This window comes from Nocardioides cavernae (assembly GCF_016907475.1).
Lineage (GTDB): Bacteria > Actinomycetota > Actinomycetes > Propionibacteriales > Nocardioidaceae > Nocardioides > Nocardioides cavernae.
The window spans coordinates 1,919,565-1,942,922 of the sequence record NZ_JAFBCA010000001.1; the positions used below are offsets into that span (position 1 = coordinate 1,919,565).

Consider the following 23,358-nt stretch of genomic DNA (forward strand, 5'->3'; position numbering starts at 1 on the left):
CTCACGTCCCGTCAGGTGAAGTAGAGGTCGACTCCTGCGGGCGCCTCGAGGATCTCCCGTCCGTGGGCGGGATCGATGCGGCGGGTGCCGAGGTGGTCGACGACGAAAGCGAGGCCGTGTGGGGTGAGCCAGACGTAGCGGCCGTCGCCGCACTGGCGGGACCGGAAGCCCGCATGGGTCTTCCAGCGGTGGTGTCGTCGACCGAGCGGCCCGGAGTTGTGGGAGCCCGTCTGCTGGTCCGGTGGGCCGGTGTCGGCGTAGGGCGTGGGGTGGTCGTAGTCGACGCGGCGGCTGGTGGAGGTGGCGAACGGCCAGTAGTCGCCTCCGGTGGTGAGGTAGACGTGCTCCTTCAGCGACTCGGGGTGCTCGTAGGCCGTCGACCGCACGCGGGAGGACAGGTCACGCACGGGGCGGACCGTCAGCCGGGTCCGGCCCAGCAGCGAGCACAGCGCCGACAGCGGCGCTGGTCCCAAGCCCTCGACCCGGGCGACGGCGTCGGCGCCGGAGAGTGCGGCTTCGTGGAGGTGGACGTGGAGCACGGCCGTCGGCGTGAGGGCGGAGAGGTCCGTGGACCGGAGAGCCTCGAGGAGATCGGCGGGGAACGCGGTGGCACGGCTGGGCTCGGCGCTGCCCTCGGTGCCCGGCAGGGCGTCGTCGGTGTGCTCGACGAGCAGCTGGAGCAGCTCGGCCGGCCGGGCGAGGAAGCCGAAGGCGATCGCGCGCAGCTCGTCGGCGCCCGTGCCGGGGTGGGTGGGGGAGAGGATCTCGGCCACTCGCTGGACAGTGGCCTCGACCCACACGGCGTCCCCGGCGGCGATGCGGGCGATGACGGTGCGCAGCCCGAACTCGTCCGTGCGGCCGGCCCCGACATAGCGGCGGGCCTTCTCGGCCTCGACGCGCGCGTCGTGGAGGGTCGGGTCGGCCTCGATGACCTTGGCCTCGGCGACGGCGAGCACACGCCCACCGGCTTCGTGGGCGATGACCCGCGCGACCGCGGCGTCGACGACCCCGACCCGCGCGGCGGGCAGGTGTCGTGACTGCTTGGCCACGCGCCGTGCGATGAACACCTCGGCCAGGCCGGAGCGGACCACGGCCCAGGTCAGCGGCAGGCGGTGCTGCAGGTCGAGCACGTCGGCGAGCGCGTTGCCCGTGGCGGTGACGCCCGTGCCGCGGGCGAGGGCGATCTCCCCGAGGCAGAAGTCCTGCACGCCCGGCGTGCCCTCCCCGCCGAGACGGACCAGCACGTCTCCGAGCCGCCGCGCGTGAGCACCGTCGGGGCCCTCGGTCGGGTCGGTGGAGTGGACGGCTGCCCACTGGGCGAGGACCTCGAGGTCGCGGACCTCGGCGAGCCGACGGTCTCGCACCGCGCCGGACGCCAGGGCCAGCAGGGCCGCCGCGTCGAGCTCGGAGAGGGTGTCGGTCATGCGTTCGATTGTAGGCGTCACCACCGACATCGGGCCTGGTCAGGCGGTTCGTGGCTATCAACCGGGATCAGGTCGACGCATCGCGCGAGGCCGCCCTCGTGCGGATCCACGTCACGAGCTGTCGGGTGCCCTCCAGCGCAGGCGCGGTCGAGGTTGCCAGCATGAGGTCGAGCTGCCCGTCGAGCTCGTCGCTCGTCCCCGAGTCCGACAGCAGGACCGCGAGGCCGGTGGCGACGTACCCGGGGGCGTGCTCGCGGGTGAAGAACCCCAGGTCGCCGGTGCGAGCCTGCTCCACCATCGCCTCACGGTCGAGCAGCTTCTCCAGGGTGGGCCACCCGTCTGCGTCCAGCCTCCGGACCATGTCGGCCACCACCTGCTCGACCGCCCGCGGCCGGTCCACCCGCCACCACTGGTCGGTGCCGGCTGGGGCACCGGTCGGTTGGAGGCGCCGCCGATAGAGCCCCCACGACTCGGGCAATGCCTTCGGTCGACGGCCGAGGGTCGTCTCCATCGACGCCGCCCAGGGCTCCGGCACCACGGACAGGTTGATCACGTACCTCGCCGAGCTGGCCGAGCTGTAGCTCGAGCCCTGCAGGTTCACGATCGCGCAGTCGCCCAGCTCGTTGGTCCGACGCCACGTGCGGCCCGAGCCCTTGAAGCCGTGCGCCCGCGCTGCCGGCGCCAGGACCTCGCGCACCGCGTCGCGGAACGCCGCCTGGATCGTCACCCGGTGACCGTACGTGAAGGCCGCCAAGAGGCGGCGGCTCAGCCGCGGTCACGCGGGCGATGGTCGGTGCCCCGTGGCACCATCCGTGACGTGGACGGATGCGTGTTCTGCCAGATCATCTCGGGCGAGGTGCCCGGTCACCTGGTGCTGGAGACCGACGACCTGGTGGCGTTCCTCGACGCCCGGCCGGTCTTCAAGGGGCACGTCCTGCTCGTGCCCCGCACCCACCTCGAGACGCTCCCGGACCTCCCCGCGGGTCAGCGAGACGGGTTCCTGGCGGCGGCCCAGCGGCTCGCGACGGCGGTCAAGGACGCCCTCGGCGCGCAGGGGTCGTTCGTGGCGATCAACAACACGGTCAGCCAGTCCGTCCCGCACCTCCACCTCCACGTGGTCCCGCGCACCAAGGGCGACGGGCTGCGCGGCTTCTTCTGGCCGCGCACGAAGTACGGCGACGGCGAGGCGGCGGCGTACGCCGAACGGCTCCGGGACGCCCTCGCGAACGGCTGACCGGTCAGGAGCGGACCTGCTCCTCCTCGCGGGCCCGGGCCTCGCCGAGCGACCACGTCCGGTCGCGGCGCCGGAGCGGGTGTCCGGTCGTCCAGGCGGCGAGCACCAGGGACAGCGTGCCGACTGCGAACCCGCCGAGGACGTCGACGAAGAAGTGCCACCCCAGGTAGACGGTGGACAGGCAGGTCAGCGCGGCGAAGGCCCAGCCGGTCAGACGCACCCAGCGGGGGAGCCGGAGCAGCTCCATCACCAGGCACGTGGTGACCGTGATCGCCACGTGGAGCGACGCGAAGGCAGCGACGGTCTGCACGGCGCGGGTGTCCCAGGCGTCGGCCAGCACGGCGACGCGGTCGTCGAGCAGGAGGTCCTGCACGGCGGTGTTGAACGTCCGGGGCAGCCCGGTGAACTCCTGCGGTCGCGAGTAGATCGGCCCGAGGGACGGGACGAGGTAGTAGACGGCCACGCCGAGCAGCCAGTTGAAGGAGACGGCCGTGACGTAGAGGGCGCCGGTGATGGATCGCCGCGTCCACACGAGCGCGACGGCCAGCGCCGCCGGCACCAGCCCGATCCACAGCACGTAGACGCCGGAAAGCAGCCAGGCGGCCCAGCTGGTGCCGAGGACGTGGTGGAGGACGACGGCCGGGTCGTGGCCCAGCCACAGCAGGCGGTCCATCCGGTGCAGCTCGGTGTCCCACAGGCGGTCGTTGACGAACGGCAGGTAGCCCTTGAGGTTGCGGAACGCGACGTAGGCGACGTACCACGCCACGAGCCCGCTCAGGGTGAACCACACCTGCTCCCGCGTCCACCGGGCGCGGACCACGGTGCGCAGCGCTGCCCAGGCGCCGGGGCGCGGCGTCGTGCGGATGTACGCCGCCCACCGCGCGACGACGTCGAGGAGCACGGCGGCCAGCACGATCACCGGCAGCCGCACCCAGGTCGGGACCGAGACGCCGTCGGGGTCGCGAACGGGCAGGTGGTAGGCGGCCGCGACCACCCATGTGGCCACCGCCATGGCGACGGCGACGCCGATCGCGCCGCGGAAGTACCCCCGACCCATGCTTGGCACGGTATGACACCCGCCGCGGCAGCGCGAGCGGTCTGCACCGGATCTCCACAACTCGGGTGAGCCCCCCGCGACGCCACGCACTACCCTCACGGACAGACGTCACCGAGCCTGAGGAGTCATCGAGATGGGTCGCTACGACCGCCGCGTCGCCGTCATCACCGGAGCTGCGCGAGGCATCGGCTTCGGCATCGCGCAGCGCCTCGCGAGCGAGGGCGCGTCCATCGCGATCCTCGACCTCGACGAGGCCGCCGCCCAGGAGGCCGCCGGCCGTCTCGAGCTCGCCGACGGTGCCCGCGCGGTGGGCATCGGCTGCGACGTCGTCGACGCCGCCGCCGCCGAGGCCTCCGTGCAGCGGGTGGTCGACGAGCTCGGCGGGATCCACGTCCTGGTCAACAACGCCGGCATCACCCGCGACAACCTGCTCTTCAAGATGACCGAGGAGGACTGGGACCTGGTGATGAACGTCCACCTCAAGGGCGTCTTCAACATGACCAAGGCCGCTCAGTCCCGGTTCGTGGAGCAGAAGTACGGCAAGATCCTCAACCTGTCGAGCGTCTCCGCCCTCGGCAACCGCGGCCAGGCCAACTACTCCGCGGCCAAGATGGGCATCCAGGGCCTCACCCGCACGCTCGGCATCGAGCTCGGCCCGTTCGGCATCACCGCCAACGCCATCGCACCGGGGTTCATCGCCACCGAGATGACCGACGCCACCGCGCGCCGCCTCAAGATGGAGCCCGAGGAGCTGCAGCGCGTCAACGCCGAGGCGACGCCCGTGCGGCGCGTCGGGCAGCCCGAGGACATCGCGGCCGCGGCCGCGTTCCTGTGCAGCGACGAGGCGTCGTTCATCACCGGTCAGACGCTGTACGTCGACGGGGGCCGCAAGCTCGGCTGAGCGCGGTCCGGGCGTGATCCCGGCCACGCCCCACGCTCGGGGACGTGGCCGGTTTTGCGTGTCCGGGGGTCGTCTGTCACCTTGGAGAACGGTCGAGAGACCCAACCGTCCCGGACTACGCCGAGTCCTGCCCGGCCGGGACGACCCCCGAGACACACCGGGGCAGGAGTGGGGGACCCACAGGTTCCACCGCCGGTCATCGACCGGCTCGGGGCGAAGTCGCCAGCCTCTTCGAGAGGACGGTGGCAGGGCACTTTCCAGCCCTAGCCCGACAGCTCACCTCACAGGCGTGGGAAAGGAACAACCATGCCTGCGACCCCTCGTAAGGCGCGAGCGCTCGCGCTCGCCCTCGCCGGGCTCGGCATCACCGCATCGACGATGAGCGCCCTGCCCGCAACCGCCGCCACCGGCGGCAGCACGTCCGACGACGCCTCCACCACGACCACCGCGAAGAAGACGCAGAAGTCGGCGCGCGTCAGCGCCAAGCGTCGGGTGGCCAACCGCGTGCTCAGCGCACGCGACATCGCCATGAACCAGCGCGGCGACGCCTACGCGTACGGCGCCGCCGGCCCGGACCGCTTCGACTGCTCCGGCCTGGTCAAGTACAGCTACAGCCGCGCCGGTCTCTCGGTGCCGCGCACGTCGAGCGCCCAGGCGGGCCAGGCTCGCCGGATCGCCAAGAACGACATGCGCTCCGGCGACCTGATGTTCTTCTACGGCAGCGGCGGGGTCTACCACGCCGCGATCTTCCTGCGCTGGTCGCACGGGCACGCCGTGATGGTGCACTCCCCGGGCTCGGGACAGCGCGTACGCGTTGCCGTGCCGTGGACGTCCGCCTGGTTCGCCGGGACCGTCCGTCGCGCCTGAGCAGTGCCCGCACCCGGGTGACAGGCTCGGATTGGTAGGTACTTCCTGCTGATCTACCCTGTGGCGCGCCTTCCCTGATCGGGGAAGGCGCGCCCCCAGACTTTCCAGAGAACCGCAGACCCGAGCCCCCCGGCTCGAACACCCCCGCTCGATCGGAGCTCCCCGTGCGTCACCGTCGCCACCTCTCGTCGCCCCGCGCGATCGTCGCCACCCTCGCGGCGGCCACGCTCCTCCTCGCCGGCTGCAGCGGCGGGGACGACCCGGCCCCCAGCGCCTCCGCGCCCTCCGAGCCGACCAGCTCGGAGACGACCGAGGCCCCGCCGGAGCCGACGTACTGGCCCCTGACCGGGCTCGAGCGCAAGGGCGACGCACCCCGGCACCCCGTCGTCGTCACCAAGGTCGACAACACCTCCTCCAGCGCCCCGCAGGTGGGCCTCGGCTCGGCCGACCTCGTCGTCGAGGAGCTCGTCGAGGGCGGCTACACCCGCCTCGCGGCCTTCTACTACTCCAAGGTGCCCGCCGCCATCGGCCCGGTCCGCTCGATGCGCGCCAGCGACATCGGGATCGTCCCGCCGGGCGCGACCGTGGTGACCAGCGGCGCGGCCCCGGTCACGATCAACCGGATCAACGGCGCCGGCATCCCGTGGATCACCGAGGGCGAGGCCGGCGTCTACCGCGAGACGTCGCGCTCGGCCCCCTACAACCTCTTCGCCCGGCTCGGCGACATCTCCAAGCGCCTCAAGGCCGAGGAGGAGCCGCCCCCCTACCTCCCGTGGGGCGACGAGGCCGACCTGCCGAAGGGCGCGAAGGCCAGCACGCTCACCGCGGACTTCGGTGCCCACTCCACCAGCTGGCAGTTCCAGCAGGGCGGCTACGTCAACACCGACTCCTACGCCGCGGAGGGCGACCAGTTCCCGGCCGACTCCGTGCTCGTGCTGCGGGTCCGCGTCGGCGACGCGGGCTACCGCGACCCGGCCGGCTACCCGGTGCCGGAGACCAAGTTCGAGGGCAAGGGCGCCGCGCTGCTCTTCCACGGCGGCCGCGTCGTGAAGGGCACGTGGACCAAGGACGGCCTGACGGGCGAGATCGAGCTCTCCACCAAGGGCGGCGACCTCACCGTGCCTGCCGGCCACGTGTGGGTGGAGCTCGTCCCGGCCGTCAACGGCAACGTCACGTTCGCGAAGTAGCCCCCGGCGCCAACGCTCCGGCGCCTTCGTCGAGGAGGCGCTGGAGCCCGGCCAGGATCACGCCGATCGCCGCCTCGACCCGCAGGGCCGCGGCGGCGGGGTCGTCGCTGACGGCGACCGAGCCTCCCGCGGCCGACATGGCGCCGAAGAAGATGCGCGTGAAGGTGTCGAGCATCGCGTCGTCGAGGTCGCGGCCCTCGGCGGTCAGCACCGAGCGCACGATCTCGTCGACGAGGGCGTACGTCGACCGCTCCTCCTGCTCGCGGTAGCGCTCGTGGCCGAGCACCGAGGGGCCGTCGGAGACGACGACCTGGCGGTAGGCCGGCTCCTGGACCGCCTCGAGGAAGGCCCGCATCCCGGCCTGCGCCTGGTCCCACGGGTCCGGGTGCCCCGCGGCCGCGTCGGCGATCCCCGTCGTCGCCCGGGACTGCACCCGCTCGAAGGCCGCCTCGAAGATCGCCTGCTTGCCGCTGAAGTGGTGGTAGAGCGCGCCCTTGGTGACGTCGGCGCCCGCGACGATGGCGTCCAGCGACGTCGCGGAGTAGCCGTGCGCGGTGAAGAGACGCTCGGCGACCTCGACGAGCGCCTGCTTGGTCGCCTCGGAGTAGCGCTGCCGCCGGGTCTCCATGGATCGCAGCCTAGGTGACCCCGGCGTCACGCCGGGCTCGCGCGGGTGGTGTGCCCCGACGCGGGGTCGGCCATAGTGGATCCATGCAGCTCGCTTCGGGGATGTTGCTGGTGGCGACGCCGGCGCTGCAGGACCCCAACTTCGCCGACACGGTCGTGCTGCTGCTCGACGTCACCGAGGAGGGCGCTCTCGGCGTCGTCCTCAACCGCCCCTCCCAGATCCTGGTCGCCGACGTCCTCGAGCCGTGGCGCGACGTGGTCGCGGAGCCGGAGGTGCTGTTCCGCGGGGGACCGGTCGGGACTGACGGCGCCCTGGCCGTGGGCGCGCTGCGCGACCCCGGCGACCCGCCCGTCGGGTGGCGACCGGTCGCCGGGCTCCTGGGGATGGTCGACCTCGACACCCCGACCGAGCTCGTCGACGGCACGCTCCGCGCGATGCGCGTCTTCGCCGGCTATGCCGGCTGGGGCGCGGGCCAGCTCGACGGCGAGGTCGAGGAGGGCAGCTGGTACGTCGTCACCAGCGAGGCCGCTGACGCGTTCCGCGGCGACCCGAGCGGCCTGTGGCGCGACGTGATGCGCCGGCAGCCCGGCATGCTCGCCTGGCACGTGAACCGCCCCGTCGATCCCGATCTCAACTGATCCACTCGCAGCGAATGCCGGACAACCTTCCGGTCTCCCCGTGCGTCTCCACTGGCGTGATGACAACGGTGCGAGGTGGAGTGGCTGCCCTGGCAGCGGCAGCAGTGGTGGGCGGCCTCGCGGCGGTGCCGGCGGTGGGGGCGGTCGACGCGGCACCCGCGACACGTCCTGCGCACACGGTCGCCGCACCTGACGCCAACCGGGTGGTCGACACGGTCCTGCGCTCGGAGCGCTATGACTATCAGCGCCAGAACTGGCGCATCCGCGAGGCGAACGGCCTTCCGCGGTGGCTGAGGCTGCGCGACGGACGCCTGACCGGCACGGCCCCGCGGCTGGGTTCGTGGAGGGTGAGCCTCGAGGAGCGCGGGGTGCGCAAGCAGCGCGGCAAGGTCCGTCGTACGACGCTGGTCCTGAGGGCGGTGACCCAGCGGGCCGCGCCCGGCACGGTGCTCGTCACGCGCGGGATCGACGGCCGCCCGGCCAACGGATGGAGCGGCAACGTGACGCTGTCCGGGGACGGCGGCACGGCGGTCTTCTCCTCCGCCGCCACCAACCTCGTGCCCGGCAGCCGGCAGCCGGACGCCGCGCGGCTCTATGTGTGGGAGGCCGCGACCGGACGGGTGACGCTCCTCCACCCCGAGGCCTGGGCGCAGGTCGAGGGGATCAGCGGTGACGGCCGCCGCGTGCTGCTCGACCTGACCGCGGGCCTCTTCCTCCTCGACCGTGCCGACCTCTCCCTGACCCAGGTCGCACCGCGGGCCGTCGGCGCAGCGCTGACGGAGGACGGCCTCCGTGTGGTCTACCAGGACAGGGGCAACGAGCTGGACTCCCCGGCGCCGCGGCTGCTCGAGTGGACAGCCGCCACCGGGGCCACGCGGACCCTCGTCGCCGACGTGGGGACCCAGACGTTCGCGGGCGTGTCGGGCGACGGGCGCCACGCCGTGATGGTCGGCTCCGACCGCAGCACCCTGCTCGACACCACCACCGGCAGCGTGCGTGACCTCGGCCGCCTCGGCGTGGAGCTCGGGGGCATCGTCCGGGTGGAGGTGTCGGACGACGGTCGGCTGGTGTCGGTGCTCGGGTCGGGTGTCGCTGCCGGCAGCGGACACGGCGGGGATCCGGTGGGCGGTGTCCACGACACCGGTTTCGGCATGTCCCGCGGCCCGTCCCGGGGAAACCTGGGTGCCGCGATCACCCCGGACGGTGGCCACTACGCCGTCGCCACCTCCCGGAGACCGCTGCGCGTGGTCGACACGCTCACCGGCGCCCGTACGTCGCCCTTCACGGCCCGCCCCGGCGGTGAGCAGGGCAGCGTGTCGCTCAGCGACGACGCCACACGCGTGGCGTACTCCAGCGACGCCCACGACCTGCTGCGCGGCACCCGACGCGGCCTCGCCAACGTCTTCATCTGGGTCCGTCCGCGTTAGGCTTGCCCATCATGAGCACCATCGGATTCTCCCCGGGCACCCAGACGATCGAAGAGCGTCAGACCGTCCCGACGGACGAGGGTGACCACGAACGGTTCTCGCACTACGTGCCGAAGGACAAGCTCACCGAGGCGATGGTGATGGGCACCCCCGTGATCGCGCTCTGCGGCAAGGTGTGGGTGCCGTCGCGGTCCCCTGAGAAGTACCCGGTCTGCCCGGAGTGCAAGGAGATCTGGGACTCGATGAACCCGGGCAAGTCCGGCGGCAACGGCTCTGACGGCTCGGGTCCCGAGGCGTGACGGGGCGGCCTGACGCGCCGCTGCCTCCCGCGTGGCCCGACCGGGCCGCCTGGGGCACCGCGCCCTCCCTCCGCGCCTGGCAGCAGGCGGCGATGGACCACTACCAGTCCCGCCAGCCGCGCGACTTCCTCGCGGTCGCGACCCCCGGCGCCGGCAAGACCACCTTCGCGCTGACCGTGGCGGCCGACCTGCTCAGCCGTCGCATCGTCGACCGGATCACGGTCGTGGCACCCACCGAGCACCTCAAGACCCAGTGGGCGGAGGCCGCCGCCCGGGCCGGCATCCCGATCGACCCGACCTACTCCGCGGGCAAGGGCCGGACCTCCGACGACTACGTCGGCATCGCGGTGACCTATGCCGGTGTCGCGGTCAACCCGCTCGCGATGCGGATCCGCACCGAGCGCTTCAAGACGCTGGTGATCCTCGACGAGATCCACCACGCCGGCGACGCGCTGTCGTGGGGCGAGGGCGTCCGCGAGTCGTTCGACCCGGCCACCCGCCGGCTCGCGCTGACGGGGACGCCGTTCCGCTCCGACATCAACCCGATCCCGTTCGTCACCTACGCCCCCGGCGACGACGGCATCCCCACCTCGTCGGCCGACTTCACCTACGGCTACGCCCACGCGCTCGCCGACCACGTCGTCCGCCCGGTGCTCTTCATGGCCTACTCCGGCGAGATGCAGTGGCGTACCCGCGCCGGCGACGAGGTCGTCGCCCGGCTCGGCGAGCCCTTGACCAAGGACATGCACGCCCAGGCGCTGCGTACGGCCCTCGACCCGCGCGGGTCGTGGATCCCCGCCGTGCTGGAGGCGGCCGACCGGCGCCTGTCGGAGGTACGCCGGCACGTGCCCGACGCCGCCGGCCTGGTCATCGCCGGCGACCAGGAGACCGCCCGCGCCTACGCGGCGCTGCTGAAGAAGATCAGTGGCGAGACCCCGACCGTGGTGCTGTCGGACGAGAAGGGCTCCTCGAAGAAGATCGAGAAGTTCACCCACTCCGAGCAGCGCTGGATGGTCGCGGTCCGGATGGTGTCCGAGGGCGTCGACGTGCCGCGGCTGGCCGTCGGGGTCTGGGCGACGACGGTGTCGACGCCGCTGTTCTTCGCGCAGGCCGTGGGCCGCTTCGTGCGCGCCCGGTCGCGTGGCGAGACCGCGTCGGTGTTCCTGCCATCGGTGCCGCACCTGCTCGAGTTCGCCTCCGACATGGAGGCGCAGCGTGACCACGTGCTGGGCCGTCGGGTCAACGACGAGGACGACATCTTCGCCGCCGAGGAGGGCCTGCTCGCCGCGGCCAACGCCGAGGACGCCGCGTCTGGCGAGCTCGAGATGTCGTGGGAGGCCCTGGGCTCCACCGCGTCGTTCGACCACGTGCTCTACGAGGGCGCGCAGTTCGGCCACTCGGGCGAGGTGATGGCCGGCTCGGAGGAGGAGATGGACTTCCTCGGCATCCCCGGCCTCCTTGAGGCCGACCAGGTGCGCGAGCTGCTGCACTCGCGCCAGAGCGAGCGCGCCCGCAAGCAGAAGGCCGACGGCGTCGGCGACCGCGTCGTCGACTCGGTGCAGGAGCTCAGCACGCACCAGCAGCTCGGCGTGCTGCGGCGCGAGCTCAACGGCCTCGTCGCCGCTTGGCACCACCGGACCGGTCAGGCGCACGGCATCACCCACAACGCGCTCCGCAAGGAGTGCGGCGGGCCGCCGGCGGCCGTCGCCAACGCCGACCAGCTGCACGAGCGGATCAACCGGATCCGCGAGTGGGCCGTGCGGAAGACCTCCTGAGCCTGGATCCGTCATAGTGGCCCTGTGCCCACCGAGACCTCGCAGACGCTCGACCGCGGCCTGCGCGTCCTCCGCGTGCTGGCCGAGAGCCCCGAGGGGCTGACGGTCACCGAGCTCTCGAACCGCCTCCAGGTCAACCGCACGGTCGTCTACCGGCTGATCAGCACGCTCGAGCAGCACGGGCTGGTCCGCCGCGACGCGCGCTCCCGGCTCTTCGTCGGGCTCGGCGTGCTGCACCTGGCCAGCGGTGTGCAGCCCCTCCTGCGCGACCTCGCCATGCCGGTGCTGCGCGGGCTCGCGGAGTCGCTCGGCTCGACCGCCCACCTCACCGTGGCCGACGGGGAGGAGGCGCTCGCGCTGGCCGTGGTCGAGCCGTCGTGGACCGACTTCCACGTGTCCTACCGGGTCGGCGCACGCCACCCGCTGACGCAGGGCGCGGCCGGCAAGGCCATCGGACTGGTCGATCGGGACGAGGCGGCGTACGCCGTCACGAGCGGCGAGCTGCAGACCGGCGCACGGGGCCTTGCCGCCCCCGTGCGGGGCGTCGAAGGACTGCGCGCCAGCGTCGGCGTCGTGACCCTCGACGGCGCCATCGACGAGGACGTCGTGGCGCCCCAGGTGATCGCGGCCGCTGCGGCCGTCGCCGAACGGCTCAGGTGAGACGGGCGGGGGCTGGTGCCCCCGCCCGCCACGTCGTCAGCGGCAGGTGACCTCCACCCGGTAGGTGATGTCGGACCCGGCCCGCCAGGTCGCGACGTCCACCGAGACCTGGTAGAGCCCGTCCTTGCCGGCACGGACGTTCTCGCCGCGTGCGCCGCGCACCTTGCTGATGACGCACCCGGCCTGGTCGCCCACGGTCACGACGTGGGTGCCCGGCTCGACCGCCTCGATGTGGGCCTCGCGGAAGGCCAGCAGCTCGGGTGCGTACTCGGAGAACTTCACGTTGGACGCGCCGTTGGTGTCGGTCCAGTAGGCGGCCATCCCGAGCTGCGCGACGCCGTTCTTCCAGAAGCGAGCGTCGATCTCGACGGTCGCGTCCTCGCGGACCTTGAAGTTGTCGGTCTTGCTCTGCCCCGGCACGAAGCAGTGCTTGTTGCCGGGAGCGTCGCAGTCGAGCGACGTGGTGGGAGTGACCCAGGCCTTGTAGACGCCACCGTTGTTGGGCGTGTCGGCAAAGGGCCACAGCTGCACCGTCGCCCCGCCGTCCTCGCCGTCGGTCCCGGTCACGTGCGCGCACGCGCCACTCGGGGTGACGCCCTGGATGACGCCGCCGAGCACCGTGAGCTGGCGGCAGGCCACGTCGTCCTCCGAGAGGAGGACCTTGCCGCTGGGGTCGGTGACCTGGAACGAGTAGGTGCCGTCGGGCAGGCCCGCGGCGTCGTCGGGGGCGTTGATGCCGGGACCGCCGTTGAGGTAGACGTCCCGCTTGTTGGCGTAGTGGTTGAGGTTGACCGGCACGCCGGTGGCGTCGGTCGTGAAGATCGCGCCCTTGACGGGAGCGGGATCGGGGGCAGCAGAGGACGGCTGGGCCGCCACGAGGAGGGCGGCCATCGAGACCAGGGCCGCCGCGACAGCAGATGTTCGAGACATGACACTCCTAAGGGGGGGATGAGTGACCGAGATGTCGCAGGATCTTCGACGCTAGGTCGCCCCCGCCCCGGGGGCATCGCCACAATCAGTCAAACGTGGTTGAACCGGCCGCCGCCCGCGCGAGCGGGACCACCCGGTAGGGGATCTGCGTGGCCAGCGCGATGACGGTCGTCGAGCGGTCGATCCCGGGCTCGGTGAGCACCAGGTCGATGACCCGCTGGAGGTCGGCGTTGGAGCGCGCGACGACGCGGGCCCACATGTCGCCGGCGCCGGTGATCGTGTAGGCCTCGAGCACCTCGGGGATGCCGGCGAGGTGGGCGGCGACGGCGTCGTGGCCGCCGCGGTCGGCCGAGCCCTGTCGGATCTCGAGGGTGAGGAAGGCGGTGACGGGGAAGCCGATGGCCTCGGGGGAGAGGTCGGGTCCCCATCCGGTGATCACCCCGGCCGACACGAGCTTGTCCAGCCGCGCCTGGACGGTGCCGCGGGCGATGCCGAGACGCCGGCTCGCCTCGAGCACGCCCAGCCGCGGCTCGGTGGCGAACAGATCGATCAATCTGCCGTCGATCGCGTCCATGAGTGCCTCTCGACTGTGCAACGTGTCCGACGTTTCGACGTACTGTTGCACATCTTGCCCCGAATAGGCAGGGTTCGCCCCATGACGACTGACATCGCCTCGACCGGTGGCGCCCTGACCGTGGACGAGATGAAGGCCGACCTCTCGCTCGAGCAGCTGCGCCAGCTCGTCGGCCTCGTGGAGTACGACGCCGACGCCGACCCGTTCCCCGTGACCGGGTGGGACGCGATCTGCTTCGTGGTCGGCAACGCGACCCAGGCGGCCCACTACTACGCATCGGCGTGGGGGATGGAGCTCATCGCCTACTCCGGCCCCGAGAACGGCAACCGCGACCACAAGTCGTACGTGCTCAAGTCCGGCTCGATCAAGTTCGTCGTGAGCGGCGCCGTCGCGCCCGACAGTGACCTCATCGCCCACCACGCCCGTCACGGCGACGGGGTCGTCGACATCGCCCTCGAGGTCCCCGACGTCGACCAGTGCATCGCGCAGGCCCGCAAGGCCGGCGCGACGGTGCTCGTGGAGCCGGAGACCGTGGCCGACGAGCACGGCAAGGTCCGCGTCGCCGCCATCGCGACCTACGGCGAGACCCGCCACACGCTGGTGCAGCGCACCGTCGACGGCGAGACGTACGCCGGTCCCTACCTCCCCGGCTACGTGACCGTCGAGCCGCGCTGGCAGACCAAGGACGGCCAGCCCAAGCGCCTGTTCCAGGCCCTCGACCACATCGTCGGCAACGTCGAGCTCGGCCGGATGGACGAGTGGGTCACCTTCTACAACAAGGTGATGGGCTTCGTGAACATGGCGGAGTTCATCGGCGACGACATCGCCACCGACTACTCCGCGCTGATGTCGAAGGTCGTCGCCAACGGCAACCACCGCGTGAAGTTCCCGCTCAACGAGCCCGCGATCGCGAAGAAGAAGTCGCAGATCGACGAGTACCTCGAGTTCTACAACGGCCCCGGTGCCCAGCACCTCGCCGTCGCGACCGGCGACATCCTCGCCAGCGTCGACGCGCTCCGCGCCAACGGCGTGGAGTTCCTCAACACGCCCGACTCCTACTACTCGGACCCCGAGCTGCGCGCCCGCATCGGCGAGGTGCGCGTCCCGATCGAGGAGCTGCAGAAGCGCGGCATCCTCGTCGACCGCGACGAGGACGGCTACCTCCTGCAGATCTTCACCAAGCCCCTCGGCGACCGGCCCACGGTGTTCTTCGAGCTCATCGAGCGCCACGGCTCCCTCGGCTTCGGCAAGGGCAACTTCAAGGCGCTGTTCGAGGCCATCGAGCGCGAGCAGGACGCCCGCGGCAACCTCTGATGTGACGAGCAGCGACTGACGACCACCCGAGCGGTGGCCCACCCACATTCCGGAAGCCCGGAAGGTGGGTGGGCCACCGCTCGAGCCGTCTGGCCGGTGTGTCGCCGCCTGGGCGGTGCCCGGGCCACGTTCGACGTACGTGGAATGTGGCTGGGGCACCGCTCGGCGCCGGCCCTAGGCTGAGGCGCATGATGATCCGACCGGCCGAGCTGGCCGCGATCAAGGCCGGCACCCTCGACCTGGCGTTCCGTCGGTGGGCGAAGCCTCGCGTGGTCGTCGGCACCCGGATGCGCACCGGCGTCGGGGTGATCGAGGTGACGAGCCTGGACCAGGTCAGCGTGTCGAGCCTGCGCGCGGACGACGCCCGCCGCGCCGGTGCGCCCTCGCTGGGGGCGCTCAAGAAGGCACTGTCGGCCCGTTCGGAGGACCCCGCCTGGCGGATCGGGTTGGCGTACGCCGGTCCCGACCCGCGCGAGGCGCTGCGGGCCGCCGTGCCGGACGCCGACGAGATCGCGACGATCACCGCCCGGCTCGACCGCCTCGACGCCGCGTCGTCGTACGGCGCGTGGACCCGGGAGACGCTCGACCTGATCGACCTCAACCCGACCGTGCGCGCACCCGACCTGGCCGCCCGGGTGGGGCGCGAGACGGCGGACTTCAAGAAGGACGTGCGCAAGCTCAAGGAGCTCGGCCTCACCGAGTCGCTCGCCATCGGCTACCTGCTCTCCCCGCGCGGCGAGGCAGTCGTCGACACCGGTCTCCCGGCGCCGCGCGAGCGCACACCCCGGGAGATCGGGACCCCGCTGCCGAGGAACATCGGTGCACCGGCCACGCGCGCGTTGCGCGAGGTGGGGGTGACGACGCTGGAGCAGGTGGTCGACCACAGTGCCGCGGACCTGGCGGCGATGCACGGCGTCGGGCCCATCGCGATCAGTCGGCTGCGCGAGGCGCTGGCCGAGCGGGGGAGTCGCCTCGCCGACGACCAGGCCTGACTCGGACTGAGGCCGCCCACGGCTCAGTGCGCGATGAGCCCCACGCCGAGGGTGCCCATCACGACGGCGATCCCCGAGTCGAGGACGCGCCAGGCGCCGGGGCGGGCGAAGAGACCGCGCAGCAGGCGGGCGCCGTAGCCCAGGCCGAAGAACCAGAGCACGCTGGCGACGAGCGTGCCGGTCAGGAACCACCAGCGGTCGGTGCCGAAGCTGTTGGCCACCGTGCCGAGCATGAGCACGGCGTCGAGGTAGAAGTGCGGGTTGAGCCAGGTCAGGGCGAGGGTGAGCAGCACCGCCCGACCGGCGGTGAGCGAGGTCGACTCGCCCGCCTCGAGCGCCGCCGGTCGCCACGCGCGCATCGCTGCGTGCACACCGAACGCGATCAGGTAGAGCCCACCGAGCAGCTGCGCCACCGGCAGGATCCCGGGCCACCGCTCGAGCACCACTCCCAGGCCGGCCACGCCCGCGGTGATCGCGACGACGTCCGAGACGAGGCAGGTCAGCACGATCGGCAGGACGTGCTCGCCGCGGATCCCCTGACGGAGGAGGAACGCGTTCTGTGCGCCGATGGCGACGATGAGGGCGAGTCCGGTGAGCAGACCGGTGAGAGCAACCTGGAACATGAGGACAACGCTAGGTCGCTGGGTGTGTTCAATCCAGCGAAGGATTCTGAGCAATCATTAGGATGTCTAAGTATGAAAGACATCACCCAGCTGGACCCTGTGGCCCTGCGCACACTGGCCGTCGCCGTGCGGCTCGGCACCTTCGAGGCAGCCGCCCGCGAGCTGCACGTCACGCCCTCCGCGGTGAGCCAGCGGATCAAGGCGCTCGAGACCAGGATCGGCCGCGTCCTGCTGCACCGGGTCAAGCCGCTGGAGCCCACCGAGGCCGGTCTGGTGCTGGTGCGCCTGGCCACGCAGACCGAGCTCCTGGAGCGGGAGGCCGTCGCCGAGCTGGTCGAGGAGCCCGACGCGAGCGGGACGTCGTACGCCTCGCTCCCGATCGCGGTCAACGCGGACGCGCTCTACGGATGGTTCGTCGACGCCCTCGCCGAGGTGCAGTCGCGGCACCGCGTGGTCTTCGAGGTGGTGCGCGAGGACCACACCCGCACCGCGGAGCGGCTGCGTCGCGGAGAGGTGGTGGCGGCGATCACCGGGGAGCCCAAGCCGGTGCCGGGGTGCCGCGTGGTGCGCCTCGGCCGGCTCAGGTACGCCGCGGTCGCGACCCGCGACTTCCACGCCACCCACTTCGCCGACGGCGTGGGGTCCGGCACGCTCGGCGAGGCGCCGATCGTGGCCTTCGACCGGAGCGACTCGCTGCAGCACGACTTCATCCGCCGGGTGACCCGTCGTCACCTCGCGCCGCCGGTGACCTACCTCCCGTCGGTGCGCGAGTTCGACCGCGCGATACGGGTGGGCATGGGGTGGGGGCTCCTGCCGGAGTCCGACGTCGTCGACCAGCTCGATCGCGGCGAGCTCGTCGAGCTGGTGCCGGGCCGGCGCCCCGAGGTGCCGCTGTTCTGGCAGCACTGGCGGCTGGGGTCAGCGTTGGTCGACGACCTCACCGACGCGGTGGTGGGTGCAGCTCGCGGCTGGATGTCCGGCTGAGCCCGGTCCACACGCCCGCTCGGACAAGATGTCGTGATTCCCCTGACAGGCACGAGAGCCGGACCTAGGCTCCGAGCGAGATCGAGCACGGAGCTCGTCACGATCTGATCGGGGAAACCCAGTGGCCCGTCGTCGGAGCGCAACGTGGGCGTCCGCCCTCTGCGTCGGTCTGGTGCTCACCCTCAACGCCTGCGGGGGGTCCGGCGAGGCCGCCGCCACCAAGGGCGACGACTTCATGATGGAGGGCGAGAAGCTCGAGGCACTGAACGGCCAGGTCGCCAAGATGGGCATCGTGGAGTGGCACGGCCAGCTGCTCACCAAGAACCCCGACACCGGGGGCAAGCGCATCTTCGACCTCGACGGCCGCTACAGCCCGTCGACGGGCTACAGCGAGCTGTCGATGGACTCCGCGATCGGCGGCGACGTCCAGCAGGTCGACTACCTCGTCGTCGCGGGCCGCACCTACTTCAACAGCGAGGTCTGGGGCCCCAACGCCGCGGACTGCTGGGCCGACATCACCGAGGACAAGGAGGGACGCAGCTGGGCGCTGCCGACCGACCTCGACCCGACCTGGCCCGTCACCGCGGCCCGGGCCGTCAAGCTCGCCGGCGACGGCGTCGCCGTCGGGGTGCCTGCCAAGGCTGTGCTGACGGGCATGCCGCGTGGCCTCTTCCCGTCCGTGCCGGCGGCCCTCGACGACATCGAGGCCAGGGCGGTCGTCACCCCGCACGGGCACCTGATCGAGGTGGGCGTGGACGTCCTGAACATGTGGAACGCCCTCCCCGCGGAGGAGCTCGCCGCCATCGACACCCGCAGGGCCGGCTGGTGGGCGATGACGATGAAGGAGTCGCCGGACGGCGCGAGCATCACGCCGCCCAAGTACGTCTTCGACCCCGCGGTCACCCCGCCCAGCCAGTGCAAGCGGCCCTGACCGGCTGACCCATCGGCGAACGGTGCGGCGCTAGAGCACCTTCGACAGGAACGACTGCGTCCGCTCGTGGCGGGGATCGGCGAGCACCTCGCGCGGGTCGCCCTCCTCGACGATCACACCGTCGTCCATGAAGACGAGGTTGTCGCCCACCTCGCGCGCGAAGCCCATCTCGTGGGTGACCACCATCATCGTCATGCCCTCGGATGCCAGGTCCTTCATGACCGCCAGCACGTCACCGACCAGCTCCGGGTCGAGCGCCGACGTGGGCTCGTCGAAGAGCATCATGTCGGGGCTCATCGACAGTGCCCGGGCTATCGCGACGCGCTGTGACTGCCCGCCGGACAGGTGTGCCGGGTAGGCCGACTCCTTCTCGGCCAGCCCGACCTTGACCAGGTTGGCGCGGGCGATCTCGACCGCCTCGTCCTTGCTGCGGCCCTTGACCTTCTGCTGCGCGATGGTGAGGTTGCGCAGCACCGTCATGTGGGGGAAGAGGTTGAACTGCTGGAAGACCATCCCGATCCGCGACCGCAGCTTGTCGACGTCGGCGTCGGGATCGGTGATCTCGTCACCTTCCACGAAGATGCGGCCGCTGGTGGGGGTCTCCAGCATGTTGACGCAGCGCAGCAACGTCGACTTGCCGGAGCCCGACGGTCCGATGACGCAGACGACCTGGCCCTGACCGACGTGGAAGTCGATGCCCTTGAGCACCTCGTTGTCGCCGAAGTACTTGTGCAGGTCCTGGACGTCGATCGCGGCAGCGGCCCGGTCGGCCGAGCGGTCGGTGGGGTGGGTGGTCATCAGCGGGCCCTCTCCGCGCGGCTCTCCATGCGGCGTACGACGATCGACAGCGGCACGGTGATCAGCAGGTAGCACAGCCCGATCACGATGATCGGGGTGAGGTTCGAGGCGGAGTTCATGCCCTCGCGGCCGAACTTGGTGAGCTCGTAGCCCGACAGCGAGAGGCCGAGGATGTAGACGAGCGAGGAGTCCTTCGTGAGCAGGATCAGCTCGTTGGTCAACGGCGGGAGGATGATGCGGAACGCCTGGGGGACGACCACGCTGATCATGGCCCTGCTGTGCGACATGCCGAGCGACCGCGCAGCCTCCATCTGACCCTCCGGCACCGCCTGGATGCCGGCACGGATGGTCTCCGCCATGTAGGCGCCGCCGACGAGGCCGAGAGCCAGGGTGACGACCCCCAGGTTGCCGAAGGGGATCTCGTAGTTGGGGAAGGCGAGGTTGAAGCCCACGCTGAGCGCGATGAAGACGACCAGCGCGGGCAGCCCCCGGAACAGCTCGATGATGCCGGTCGCGATCCACCGGTAGGGCCCCACGCTCGACAGGCGCATCAGCGCCAGCACCAGCCCGAGCACGAGCCCGAACGTGAAGCCGCACGCCGTGTAGATGATCGTGTTCTTGAGCGCGATGGTCAGGACGTCGGGGAACTGCTCCTTGACCAGGTCCCAGTCCCAGAACGCGCGCTGGATCTGCTCCCAGTCGGCAATGAACACGATGGCCAGCAGCACGGCCACCAGCACGGCGTACTGGACGTAGCGCCACCGGGCGGCGCGCTGACGGGGACTCGCCATGGGCTCACATCACCTTGGTCGGGAGGGGCTGGGGAGGCGTCACTCGGTGGGGGCGGTGCCGAACCACTTCTCGTAGACCGCGTCGTAGTCGTCGCTCGCGATGCCGTCGTTGATGGCGGCGAGCAGCTCGTCGTTGCCGCCCTTCTTCACCGAGAAGCCGTACTCCTCGCCCGTCTCGAACTCGGTGACCACCTCGACGTCGTCGTTCTGGCTGACGAAGTAGTTGAGCAGGCCGTTGTCGTTGACGCCGGCGTCGGTCTTGCCGGTCCGGACTGCCTGCTGCATCAGGGAGGAGTCCTCGAAGGAGATGATCTCCGCGTCCTCGGGCGCGTTCTCCCGCACGTAGTCGGCGCCGGTCGTGCCGTCCTGGACCGCGATCTTCTTGCCGGCCAGGTCGTCCAACGAGGTGATGCCGGAGCCGGTCTTGGTCATCAGGGCCTGCGTTGCCGTGAAGTAGGGGTCGGTGAAGTCCATGACGGCGGCGCGCTCGTCGGTGATCGTCATGGCGCCGGCGCCGACGTCGCACTTGTCGGTGTTGAGGGCCTCACCCGTGGTGATGGTCTCCCACGCGACGTCGAGGACCTCGGTCTCGAGCCCCTCGTTCTTGGCGGCGATCTCCAGCACGCCCGGGTCGAAGCCGACGACCTCGCCGCCCTCGGTGAACTCGAAGGGCTCGTAGGGGAGGTGCGTGCAGATGGTCAGCGTGCCCTCCTTGACGAGCTCGATGCCCGACTCGGTGGTCGTGGAGGTGTCCTCCTTGGCGCATCCGGCGGCAGAGAGTGCAAGGGCGGCGGCGCTGAGGGCAGTGACGAGGGTCCGAGTCTTCATGGGGCTCACCCTAGACCCGTCCGACCCGGTCTCCGGGCAGGCATACTCCCGGTGTGCCCACCTACGTCGCCTTCCTGCGCGCCATCAACCTCGGCGCGACGCGCAAGTTCCCCAAGGACGCCATCAAGGCCGCGACGGAGGCGGCGGGCGGTCGCGAGGTGGAGACCTACATCAACACCGGCAACGTCCGGCTGACCCACTCGGCACGCTCGGTGGCCAAGGTGCAGGCGGCCCTGGAGGCGGCGTACGCCGCCGCGGCCGGGTTCGAGGTCCCGACCATCGTCTTCACCACCAAGGACCTCGCCGCGCTCACTGCCCGGGCCGAGGAGCTGCATGCCGAGCACGACCCGGCGGGCCAGCACTACGTCACCCTTTACTCCACCGCCCCGACCGCTGCGGCCGTCGAGGCCGCCCACGCGCTCGAGCACGAGGGGGAGACCGTCGTGGTCGACGGCCGTGCCGCCTACGTCCTGCTCGAGGGCAACATCCACACCTCGAAGCTCCTGGCGTCGAAGGAGGTCACGGCGCTCGGGAAGGGCACTGCGCGCACCGTCAAGGTGCTGCGCACCGTCACCGAGAAGTGGTGCTGACCAGCAGGATCGGGTGGGCGGTCAGGCGATCTCGATGCCGGCGCCGGCCAGCTCGGTGATCGCGGCGGCCGTGGACTCCTCGGCCACGCCGGCGCACAGCGCGGTGAGCACCCGCGTGCTGAACCCCTCGCCGGCGCTGTCGAGCGCGGTGGCGCGCACGCAGTGGTCGGTGGCGATGCCGCACACGTCGACCTCCTCCACGTGCCGGGCCCGCAGCCAGTCGGTCAGCGGGTCGCCCGACGACGTACGCCCCTCGAAGCCGCTGTAGGCCGCCTCGTGCTCGCCCTTGTAGAACACCTCGTCGAAGGGTTGCGGGTCGAGGTTGGGGTGGAACGCCGCCCCCTCGGTGCCGACCTTGCAGTGCACCGGCCACGAGTCGACGAAGTCCGGCTTCAGCGACCAGTGCGACCCCGGGTCGACGTGGTGGTCCTTCGTGGCCACGACGACGTCGTACGCCGGTGCGTCGTCCGCCTGCGCGTGCCAGCGGTGCAGCAGGTCGTTGATGCCCGCCGCCACCCGAGCGCCGCCCGGGACGGGCAGCGAGCCGCCCTCGCAGAAGTCGTTCTGGACGTCGACGACGATCAGGGCTCGGGTCACGGATCGAGGCTAGCGGTGCGGGGACGCGTGAGCAGCCCTCCCGTCACCCGAAGTGGATGACGGGAGGGCTGCTGCCGGGGACCCCGGGCCCCGGGTCAGCGGCGGGTCGCGGTGACGATCCGGTACTCCCAGTCGCAGACCAGGCCGTCGCCCTCACCACGGTCGTGCGACTCGGCGAGCGCGATGAGGTCGGCGCGGAGCGCGGCGCGCCCCTGGTCGTCCAGCCGGCTCGCTGCCGCGAAGGTGGGTCCGTAGTAGGTGAGGAACAGGTCGGCGAACGCGGCGCCGTCGGTGAAGCGCTGGGTGACCGTGGCGGTCACCGAGCTCACGTCGGTGACGCCGTCGCCGAGCAGTCCCGCGACGACCTCCTCGGTGCCCCACCGCGTGGCGGGCTGCGCGCCCGGCGGGGGCGACACGTGGGCGCCCACCGTGCGGAGGATGCCGCCGACGAAGCCCTCGGGCGTCCAGCTCGCGAGGCCGATGCGCCCGCCGGGGCGGGTCACCCGGACCAGCTCGCGCGCGGCCGCGTCGTGGTCGGCGGCGAACATGACGCCGATGGCGGAGAGGACGACGTCGAACGAGGCGTCCTCCTGGGGGAGGTGCTCGGCGTCGGCCTCGGCCAGCTCGACGACCAGGTCCTCGGCCTCCGCGCGGCGGCGGGCGATCTCGAGGAGCTCGGGTACGTAGTCGATGCCGACCGACTCGGCCGACCGGCGTGCAGCGGCGAGAGCGACGTGGCCCGTGCCGGTCGCGACGTCGAGGACCCGCTCGTTCGGACCGACCCCGACGTGGTCGACGAGGTGCTCGGACACCGGGACCGTCAGGGCAGCGATCTTGTTGTAGTCGCCGCTGCTCCAGACCTTCTGCTGCTTGTCACGGAGCTCGGTGAGGTCAGGGTTGCTGGTGGTGGTGCTGGTCATGCTGGTTCCTTTCGTGGTGCCGCCCGGCGACTCCTGTGCGCCGGCGACGGACGTGGTGGCCGCCGAGACGTGCTCGAGCCGGAGTCCGGCCCGCCCCACCGCCTCGGTGACCAGGTCGACCGAGTCGGCCTCGTAGAGCAGGAAGCACGTCTCGTCCTCGGGGACGAAGAACGACTGCAGGTAGCGCACCGCCCGGCCCTCCCGGGTCAGGTCGGCGCCGGCCCGCTCCGCCACCGCGACGTGGTGCCGCGCGACGGCGTGGTCGCCCTGTGAGACGTAGAGCTCGACGAGGTACTCGGCCATGACTCCACGGTGCGCGCCCGGGCCGGGGTGCCGAAACTGCGGATGACCCGAGGAAATGACCCCGGGAACAACCCCAGTTGACAGCC

26 protein-coding genes and 1 riboswitch are annotated in these 23,358 nt (G+C 71.6%); of the genes, 14 read left to right on the forward strand and 12 right to left on the reverse strand.

Annotated features, from left to right (window positions below; genetic code table 11):
- Positions 1 to 11 precede the first annotated feature (11 nt).
- Together JOD65_RS08885 and JOD65_RS08890 are read right to left on the reverse strand one after the other, a co-directional pair.
- Positions 12 to 1,424, reverse strand: a complete 1,413-nt coding sequence (locus tag JOD65_RS08885) for a hypothetical protein (protein WP_191196386.1) — start codon at positions 1,422 to 1,424, stop codon at positions 12 to 14.
- A gap of 67 nt (positions 1,425 to 1,491) precedes the next feature.
- Complete coding sequence (locus JOD65_RS08890; protein ID WP_191196387.1) at positions 1,492 to 2,151, reverse strand: DUF4304 domain-containing protein; 660 nt, start codon at positions 2,149 to 2,151, stop codon at positions 1,492 to 1,494.
- Between the two features lie 90 nt (positions 2,152 to 2,241).
- Between JOD65_RS08890 and JOD65_RS08895 the strand changes: the two genes are divergently transcribed.
- Positions 2,242 to 2,658: an HIT family protein gene (locus JOD65_RS08895; RefSeq protein ID WP_191196388.1), complete on the forward strand. Its 417-nt coding sequence runs from the start codon at positions 2,242 to 2,244 to the stop codon at positions 2,656 to 2,658.
- Positions 2,659 to 2,662: 4 nt separating this feature from the next.
- Here JOD65_RS08895 and JOD65_RS08900 read toward each other — a convergent pair whose 3' ends face one another.
- Complete coding sequence (locus JOD65_RS08900; RefSeq protein ID WP_191196389.1) at positions 2,663 to 3,715, reverse strand: phosphatase PAP2 family protein; 1,053 nt, start codon at positions 3,713 to 3,715, stop codon at positions 2,663 to 2,665.
- Between the two features lie 133 nt (positions 3,716 to 3,848).
- On the opposite strand from JOD65_RS08900, the gene JOD65_RS08905 reads away from it, so the two are divergent.
- The 3 genes from JOD65_RS08905 (at position 3,849) to JOD65_RS08915 (ending at position 6,670) form a co-directional block, all read left to right on the forward strand.
- Positions 3,849 to 4,616: an SDR family NAD(P)-dependent oxidoreductase gene (locus JOD65_RS08905; protein WP_191196390.1), complete on the forward strand. Its 768-nt coding sequence runs from the start codon at positions 3,849 to 3,851 to the stop codon at positions 4,614 to 4,616.
- A gap of 108 nt (positions 4,617 to 4,724) precedes the next feature.
- Positions 4,725 to 4,921: riboswitch (cyclic di-AMP (ydaO/yuaA leader) on the forward strand.
- 1 nt (position 4,922) lies between these two features.
- Positions 4,923 to 5,483, forward strand: coding sequence for a C40 family peptidase (locus JOD65_RS08910; protein WP_191196391.1), 561 nt, complete (start codon positions 4,923 to 4,925; stop codon positions 5,481 to 5,483).
- A 164-nt stretch (positions 5,484 to 5,647) separates the two neighbouring features.
- The gene (locus tag JOD65_RS08915) at positions 5,648 to 6,670 is read left to right on the forward strand and encodes a DUF3048 domain-containing protein (protein WP_191196392.1); all 1,023 of its coding nucleotides are present in this window, start codon (positions 5,648 to 5,650) and stop codon (positions 6,668 to 6,670) included.
- On the opposite strand, the gene JOD65_RS08920 is transcribed toward JOD65_RS08915, so the two are convergent.
- A complete protein-coding gene (locus tag JOD65_RS08920; protein WP_191196393.1) occupies positions 6,654 to 7,298 on the reverse strand; it encodes a TetR/AcrR family transcriptional regulator in 645 nt (214 codons plus the stop codon). The two genes, JOD65_RS08915 and JOD65_RS08920, sit on opposite strands and share 17 nt — an antisense overlap.
- 83 nt (positions 7,299 to 7,381) lie before the next feature.
- Between JOD65_RS08920 and JOD65_RS08925 the strand changes: the two genes are divergently transcribed.
- The 5 genes from JOD65_RS08925 to JOD65_RS08945 are packed head-to-tail and all read left to right on the forward strand — an operon-like array spanning position 7,382 to position 12,097.
- The gene (locus tag JOD65_RS08925; protein ID WP_191196394.1) at positions 7,382 to 7,936 is read left to right on the forward strand and encodes a YqgE/AlgH family protein; all 555 of its coding nucleotides are present in this window, start codon (positions 7,382 to 7,384) and stop codon (positions 7,934 to 7,936) included.
- A 59-nt stretch (positions 7,937 to 7,995) separates the two neighbouring features.
- Positions 7,996 to 9,363 carry a WD40 repeat domain-containing protein gene (locus JOD65_RS08930; RefSeq protein WP_191196395.1) on the forward strand — a complete coding sequence of 456 codons (1,368 nt, stop codon included), beginning with the start codon at positions 7,996 to 7,998 and terminating at the stop codon, positions 9,361 to 9,363.
- Positions 9,364 to 9,374: 11 nt separating this feature from the next.
- Entirely contained in the window at positions 9,375 to 9,662 is a 288-nt protein-coding gene (locus tag JOD65_RS08935; protein ID WP_191196396.1) for a DUF3039 domain-containing protein, read from the forward strand.
- The gene (locus tag JOD65_RS08940) at positions 9,659 to 11,437 is read left to right on the forward strand and encodes a DEAD/DEAH box helicase (RefSeq protein WP_191196397.1); all 1,779 of its coding nucleotides are present in this window, start codon (positions 9,659 to 9,661) and stop codon (positions 11,435 to 11,437) included. The genes JOD65_RS08935 and JOD65_RS08940 overlap by 4 nt, the downstream gene beginning before the upstream one ends.
- A gap of 24 nt (positions 11,438 to 11,461) precedes the next feature.
- Entirely contained in the window at positions 11,462 to 12,097 is a 636-nt protein-coding gene (locus tag JOD65_RS08945; RefSeq protein ID WP_191196398.1) for an IclR family transcriptional regulator, read from the forward strand.
- Between the two features lie 36 nt (positions 12,098 to 12,133).
- On the opposite strand, the gene JOD65_RS08950 is transcribed toward JOD65_RS08945, so the two are convergent.
- The gene (locus tag JOD65_RS08950; protein ID WP_191196399.1) at positions 12,134 to 13,027 is read right to left on the reverse strand and encodes a hypothetical protein; all 894 of its coding nucleotides are present in this window, start codon (positions 13,025 to 13,027) and stop codon (positions 12,134 to 12,136) included.
- A gap of 85 nt (positions 13,028 to 13,112) precedes the next feature.
- Entirely contained in the window at positions 13,113 to 13,601 is a 489-nt protein-coding gene (locus JOD65_RS08955) for an Lrp/AsnC family transcriptional regulator (protein ID WP_191196400.1), read from the reverse strand.
- Positions 13,602 to 13,682: 81 nt separating this feature from the next.
- Between JOD65_RS08955 and hppD the strand changes: the two genes are divergently transcribed.
- Positions 13,683 to 14,915 (forward strand): 4-hydroxyphenylpyruvate dioxygenase, encoded by a 1,233-nt coding sequence (gene hppD, locus JOD65_RS08960; protein WP_191196401.1) that lies wholly within the window; start codon positions 13,683 to 13,685, stop codon positions 14,913 to 14,915.
- A 188-nt stretch (positions 14,916 to 15,103) separates the two neighbouring features.
- Complete coding sequence (locus JOD65_RS08965) at positions 15,104 to 15,907, forward strand: hypothetical protein (RefSeq protein WP_191196402.1); 804 nt, start codon at positions 15,104 to 15,106, stop codon at positions 15,905 to 15,907.
- Between the two features lie 23 nt (positions 15,908 to 15,930).
- On the opposite strand, the gene JOD65_RS08970 is transcribed toward JOD65_RS08965, so the two are convergent.
- Positions 15,931 to 16,530, reverse strand: coding sequence for a LysE/ArgO family amino acid transporter (locus JOD65_RS08970; protein ID WP_191196403.1), 600 nt, complete (start codon positions 16,528 to 16,530; stop codon positions 15,931 to 15,933).
- A 72-nt stretch (positions 16,531 to 16,602) separates the two neighbouring features.
- On the opposite strand from JOD65_RS08970, the gene JOD65_RS08975 reads away from it, so the two are divergent.
- Both JOD65_RS08975 and JOD65_RS08980 read left to right on the forward strand, forming a co-directional pair.
- The gene (locus JOD65_RS08975) at positions 16,603 to 17,514 is read left to right on the forward strand and encodes a LysR family transcriptional regulator ArgP (protein ID WP_191196404.1); all 912 of its coding nucleotides are present in this window, start codon (positions 16,603 to 16,605) and stop codon (positions 17,512 to 17,514) included.
- A 172-nt stretch (positions 17,515 to 17,686) separates the two neighbouring features.
- On the forward strand, positions 17,687 to 18,445 hold the full coding sequence (locus JOD65_RS08980) for a hypothetical protein (RefSeq protein WP_191196405.1): 759 nt from the start codon (positions 17,687 to 17,689) through the stop codon (positions 18,443 to 18,445).
- Between the two features lie 30 nt (positions 18,446 to 18,475).
- On the opposite strand, the gene JOD65_RS08985 is transcribed toward JOD65_RS08980, so the two are convergent.
- Genes JOD65_RS08985 through JOD65_RS08995 form a run of 3 tightly spaced genes read right to left on the reverse strand, consistent with a single transcriptional unit; the run spans position 18,476 to position 20,862 of the window.
- Positions 18,476 to 19,243, reverse strand: coding sequence for an amino acid ABC transporter ATP-binding protein (locus tag JOD65_RS08985; RefSeq protein ID WP_191196406.1), 768 nt, complete (start codon positions 19,241 to 19,243; stop codon positions 18,476 to 18,478).
- On the reverse strand, positions 19,243 to 20,034 hold the full coding sequence (locus JOD65_RS08990; RefSeq protein WP_191196407.1) for an amino acid ABC transporter permease: 792 nt from the start codon (positions 20,032 to 20,034) through the stop codon (positions 19,243 to 19,245). Before JOD65_RS08990 ends, JOD65_RS08985 begins: the two co-directional genes overlap by 1 nt.
- Positions 20,035 to 20,073: 39 nt before the next feature.
- A complete protein-coding gene (locus tag JOD65_RS08995) occupies positions 20,074 to 20,862 on the reverse strand; it encodes a transporter substrate-binding domain-containing protein (protein ID WP_191196408.1) in 789 nt (262 codons plus the stop codon).
- Positions 20,863 to 20,915: 53 nt separating this feature from the next.
- On the opposite strand from JOD65_RS08995, the gene JOD65_RS09000 reads away from it, so the two are divergent.
- Entirely contained in the window at positions 20,916 to 21,452 is a 537-nt protein-coding gene (locus JOD65_RS09000; protein ID WP_191196409.1) for a DUF1697 domain-containing protein, read from the forward strand.
- Between the two features lie 21 nt (positions 21,453 to 21,473).
- Here JOD65_RS09000 and JOD65_RS09005 read toward each other — a convergent pair whose 3' ends face one another.
- On the reverse strand, positions 21,474 to 22,049 hold the full coding sequence (locus JOD65_RS09005) for a nicotinamidase (protein WP_191196410.1): 576 nt from the start codon (positions 22,047 to 22,049) through the stop codon (positions 21,474 to 21,476).
- 95 nt (positions 22,050 to 22,144) lie between these two features.
- Positions 22,145 to 23,272 carry a methyltransferase domain-containing protein gene (locus tag JOD65_RS09010; RefSeq protein ID WP_204811051.1) on the reverse strand — a complete coding sequence of 376 codons (1,128 nt, stop codon included), beginning with the start codon at positions 23,270 to 23,272 and terminating at the stop codon, positions 22,145 to 22,147.
- Positions 23,273 to 23,358: the final 86 nt, after the last annotated feature.